The organism is Actinosynnema sp. (assembly GCF_052038725.1).
On record NZ_JBQGCX010000839.1, the window covers coordinates 1 to 4,563 of the forward strand.

The 4,563-nt window shown below is 75.2% G+C and carries 6 protein-coding genes; 3 read left to right on the plus strand and 3 right to left on the minus strand.

Going from position 1 to position 4,563, the window contains the following annotated elements; all coding sequences use genetic code 11:
- Positions 1–119: 119 nt before the first annotated feature.
- From ACTUAL_RS17215 to msrA, 3 genes are all read left to right on the plus strand, one after another.
- The gene (locus tag ACTUAL_RS17215) at positions 120–818 is read left to right on the plus strand and encodes a hypothetical protein (protein WP_440900983.1); all 699 of its coding nucleotides are present in this window, start codon (positions 120–122) and stop codon (positions 816–818) included.
- Positions 815–1,477 (plus strand): hypothetical protein, encoded by a 663-nt coding sequence (locus ACTUAL_RS17220; protein ID WP_440900984.1) that lies wholly within the window; start codon positions 815–817, stop codon positions 1,475–1,477. Before ACTUAL_RS17215 ends, ACTUAL_RS17220 begins: the two co-directional genes overlap by 4 nt.
- 119 nt (positions 1,478–1,596) lie before the next feature.
- Positions 1,597–2,100, plus strand: a complete 504-nt coding sequence (msrA, locus tag ACTUAL_RS17225) for a peptide-methionine (S)-S-oxide reductase MsrA (RefSeq protein ID WP_253845906.1) — start codon at positions 1,597–1,599, stop codon at positions 2,098–2,100.
- Positions 2,101–2,186: 86 nt separating this feature from the next.
- Here the strand turns inward: msrA and ACTUAL_RS17230 are convergent, their stop codons facing one another.
- From ACTUAL_RS17230 to ACTUAL_RS17240, 3 genes are all read right to left on the minus strand, one after another.
- Positions 2,187–3,014, minus strand: coding sequence for a citryl-CoA lyase (locus tag ACTUAL_RS17230; protein ID WP_096495259.1), 828 nt, complete (start codon positions 3,012–3,014; stop codon positions 2,187–2,189).
- Positions 3,011–4,234 carry a CaiB/BaiF CoA transferase family protein gene (locus ACTUAL_RS17235; RefSeq protein ID WP_440900985.1) on the minus strand — a complete coding sequence of 408 codons (1,224 nt, stop codon included), beginning with the start codon at positions 4,232–4,234 and terminating at the stop codon, positions 3,011–3,013. The genes ACTUAL_RS17230 and ACTUAL_RS17235 overlap by 4 nt, the downstream gene beginning before the upstream one ends.
- On the minus strand, positions 4,231–4,563 hold a 333-nt coding region (locus tag ACTUAL_RS17240), incomplete at its 5' end, for a tripartite tricarboxylate transporter permease (protein WP_440900986.1). The genes ACTUAL_RS17240 and ACTUAL_RS17235, both read right to left, overlap by 4 nt.

The following is a 4,563-nucleotide window of genomic DNA, read 5'->3' on the forward strand; positions in this document are numbered from 1 at the left end:
GGTGGGCGGGGTACGGGGGGGGTATCCGCCGCCGGCCGGCGCGGCGGGGGGGGGGGGCGGGGGGGCGCGGGGGGGCGGCCCGGCCGCCCCCCACGCCGGGGGCGACGCGGGCGGAGCGGGTGCGCGCGGCGGACCCGGCCGAGCCTGATCCACTGTGGACGGTCACGGCGACCTTCCCGGTGACGGCGGTGAACCCGGCGACCAGGACCCCGGCGGAGCGGCCCTCGGTCACCCCGCCGCCGGGCGCGCCCACGACGACCACCGCGTGGTCGAGCGCCGCTCCTGCGCCGAGCGGCTCGACCGCGTCGGCCAGCACGACCACCTCCCCCGCCGCGCCGGGCGCGCCGCCGCGGGTGGTGGACGCGGTGGTGAGCACCGGGCGGCCCCCCGTGCGCTCCCCCGCCTGCTCCGCGCCCTCCGGCGCGGTCGCGGTGTTCCGGCAGCCGTGCGCGGGGGCGGCGGTGGGGCTGTGGCAGCGGGTCGAGCTGGACGTGGGCGAGCTGGACGAGGACAGCGGGATCGCGCTGGTGCTGCGCACCTCCACCGACCGGGACGGCGCGCCCGCGCCGGTCAGGGACCTGGTGGTGGGCTGGGCGGACGAGCCGGGCCGGTGGTCGCTGGTGGTGCGGATCGGCGCGTGGTGCGTCGGCGACCGGACCGGCGCCGAACTGCTCGCCTACCGGTTCCCCGCGCGCGGCTGGACGGGTCTGGCGGGCCCGGAGCTCGCGGGCGGCGCGGTGGTTCCCCCAGGCAGCGGGCTCCTGGACCGGGTGCCGGTCACCAGGGCCGACCAGACCCCGGATTGCGAGGATCGGTGAGCGGTTCCAGATCGGGACGGGCGGCGCGGCGGGAAGCGGCGGCGCGGAACGTGGCGCTGATCGCGGCCGTGGGCGCGGCGGTGGGCGTGCTGTCGCTGCTGGTGGCGTTCAGCGACCGGGTGCGCGGGGACGGCGGGGAGGCGTCCGCGTCGGGGTCGGCGGCGCTGTCCGGCAGCGCGACGAACCGGCCGGGGGTGGTGAGCGGCGGGACTGCGGCGTGCGGGGACCCGACTCCGGCGGACGGGGTGCTGGTGGTGTTCCGCGCGCCGTGCGGGGGTGTGGTGGACGGGCCGGTGGCGGTGGTGGAGCTGGACGTGCCCGCGTACCCGGCGGAGGGCGCCCTGGTGCTGGTGGCGCGCGAGCTGACCGGTCCCGACGGGGTCCCGCACGAGCGGCCACCGGTGCGCGCGCTGACCCCGGTGGACGCGGGCACCGCCGATCCGGGGCGCGGTGGTCCCGGTGGGTGGGCGCGGGCGGTGCCGGTGGGCGAGGAGGGGGTGTGCACCAGGAGCGGCCGGGTGGAGCTGCTGCTGTACCTGCTGGTCGGACCGGGTGGGGCGGAGGCGCGGGGGTGGCGCGCGGGCGGGGAGGTGAGCGTGCCGCGGGACGCGACGCGGCTGGGCTCGGTGGCGCTGACCAGGTCCGACCGGGGCTGCTGAGGGCGGGGAGCCGATTCGGCGGCGGGGGTGGACGTGGGTCACAATCGGGTGCGGGATGACACCGGGGCGCGCGGGCGTTCTCCCTGGTGGACCACGAACCAGCCGAGGAGCGACACCTGATGACTGCTGTGACCGAGCGCGCCGTTCTCGCGGGCGGGTGCTTCTGGGGCATGGAGGACCTGTTCCGGCGGCACCCCGGTGTCCTGGACACCAGGGTCGGCTACACCGGGGGCAGCGTGCCGAACGCGACCTACCGCAACCACGCGGGGCACGCGGAGGCGATCGAGATCGTCTACGACCCGGCGCTGCTGTCCTACCGGCAGGTGCTGGAGTTCTTCTTCCAGATCCACGACCCGACGACCCTGGACCGCCAGGGCAACGACATCGGCACGAGCTACCGGTCGGCGATCTTCTACGACACCGACGAGCAGAAGGCCCAGGCCGAGCAGGTGATCGGCGAGGTCGACGCGTCGAAGCGGTGGCCGGGCAAGGTGGTGACCGAGGTGACGAGGGCGAGCGAGTTCTGGGAGGCCGAGCCGGAGCACCAGGACTACCTGGTCCGCTACCCGGACGGGTACACCTGCCACTACGTGCGGCCGGAGTGGCAGCTCGGCGAGCGCTGAGCGGTTGGGCGCTGGGCCCGAGCGGCGAGCGCTGACGCGGAAGGGCCCGTTCCCCTGGGGGAGCGGGCCCTTCGCGTCGACGGGGCTCAGCCCTCGAAGTCCCTGGTCGGCTCGCCGGTGTAGTCGGCCAGCAGCGGCGGGGGCAGGGGGCCCTTGATGCGGCGGCCCGAGTTCGACTCCTCCCAGGCGTGGGCCAGGATTCCCACTGAGCGGGCCAGGACGAAGTAGCCGCGCGCGAGTTCCGGTTCCACGCCCAGCTCGGCGTAGACCACCGCCGTGATGCCGTCGACGTTCATCGGGGGTTTGCGCTCGCCGCGCGCCAGCGCCGCCTCCACGGCCAGCGCGGCCCGCAGGTGCTCGCCCTCGACCTCGCCGGCGTCGACCGCCTCCTGCACCAGCGCGAGCAGCACGTCGCGCCTCGGGTCCCTGGGGTGGAACCGGTGGCCGAAGCCGGGCAGGTACGCCTTGCGGGCGCGGTGCTCGGCCACGGTTTCAGCGGCCAATTCCTCCACCGGCCTGCCGTCGTCGCGGGCCCTGGACACGATGTCGGAGAGCAGTTCCACGCACTGCTGCCCCGCGCCGCCGTGGGTGTCGCCGAGGACGTTGACGCCGTTGGCGATCGCCCCGTTGATGCCCACCCCGCAGGTCGCGGCCATCCGGGCGCTCGCGATCGACGGGGCCTGCGGGCCGTGGTCGACGCTGGCGACCATGGCCGCCTCCAGCAGGCGGGACTGGGCGGGGGTGGGCAGCGATCCCTTGGTGAGCAACCAGATCGCGCCCACGAAGCCGAGCCTGCCGATCAGCTGCTCGATCGGGTAGCCGCGCAGGTCGATCTCGCCCGGCGCGATGCGGGTGATCGACGTCGACCACCAGGCGGTGGTGTCCGCCGTCGTCGGGCCGGTGGCCTCCGTCATACCGCCCCCTCCTCGCGCAGCGCCGCGATCTCCTCGGCGGTGCACCCCAGTTCGGCCAGCAGGGCGTCCGTGTGCTCGCCCAGCACGGGGGGTGGGAGCGACGGTGCACTCGGGTGGTCGTCGACGCGGATCCCGTTGCCCAGCACGCGGAGCGGGTCCGGCAGGACCCCGCCGGGGAACGGGAGCTCGTGCACCAGGCCGCGGTCCACGATCTGCGGGCTGGCCAGCACCTCGGGAACGCTGAGCACGGCCGCGGCCGGGACGCCCGCGGAGCTGAGCGCCTCCTCCCAGTGCGCGGCGCTCTCCTTGGTCAGCGCCACCTCCAGCTCAGCGGTGAGCTGCGCGCGGTGCGCCTTGCGGGACTCGCGCTCGGCGAACCTGGGGTCGGCGATGAGTTCGGGCCTGCCGAGCACGGCGCAGAGGAGCTCGAACTGCTCCTGCTTGTTCGCCGCGATGTTCAGGTCGCCGTCCGAGGTGCGGAACGTGCCGGACGGGGCCGCCGTGCCGTTGTCGTTGCCCAGCGGGCGCGGGGCCTGACCGGCGATCAGGTGGTTCGACACCACCCAGCCCATCGCGGTCACCGCCGTCTCCAGCATGGACACGTCGATCGAGCAGCCCACCCCGGTGCGCTCGCGCCCGACCAGCGCGGACGACACGGCGAACGCGGCGGCCAGGCCGCCGAGCACGTCCGCGATCGGGTACCCGGCGCGCAGCGGGGCGGTGCCGGTCGTGCCGGTCACGCTCATCATCCCCGAGTAGCCCTGGATGATCTGGTCGTACGCGGGCTTGGCGCGCAGCGGGCCGGTCTGGCCGAAGCCGGAGATCGCGCAGTACACGAGCCTCGGGTTGAGCTCCCGCAGCGCGTCCCAGCCGAAGCCGAGGCGTTCCAGCACGCCGGGGCGGAAGTTCTCCACGAGCACGTCGGCGCTCTGCACGAGCCTGCGCAGGACATCCTTGCCGCGCGACGACTTCAGGTTCAGGGTGAGGGAGCGCTTCTGCGCGTTCTGCGCGAGGAACGACGCCCCGAGCCGGTGCCGGTTCAGCTCGGCGGAGGCGCCGAGCTGGCGGGCGAGGTCGCCCGCGCCGGGGACCTCGACCTTGACCACGTCCGCGCCGAGCAGCGCGAGCTGGTAGCCCGCGTACGGCCCGGCGAGGACGTTGGACAGGTCCAGCACCCTGACCCCGGCCAGCGGTCGCTCCGGGGGGTTTTCGCTTGTCATGCCTGCGCTTCCTGTCGACGACGGGTCCGCGCCCGCTGGACGAGCAGCCCGGCGACGCCGAGCACGAGCACGCTGTAGAGGCCGATCGCGATGGGGCTGCCCACCAGCGCCGCCGGGTCGCCGCCGCTGACGGCCATGGCCCTGCGGAACTCGGTCTCCGCGAGCGGGCCGAGGATCACGCCGATCAGCACGGGCGCGACGGGCAGGCCGTAGCGGCGCATCGCGAACCCGAGGAGGCCGATGGCGACGACGAGCACGAGGTCGAGCACGCGGCTGGACGTCGCCCAGACGCCCAGCATCGCGAACATCGTGATGCCTGCGTACAGGTA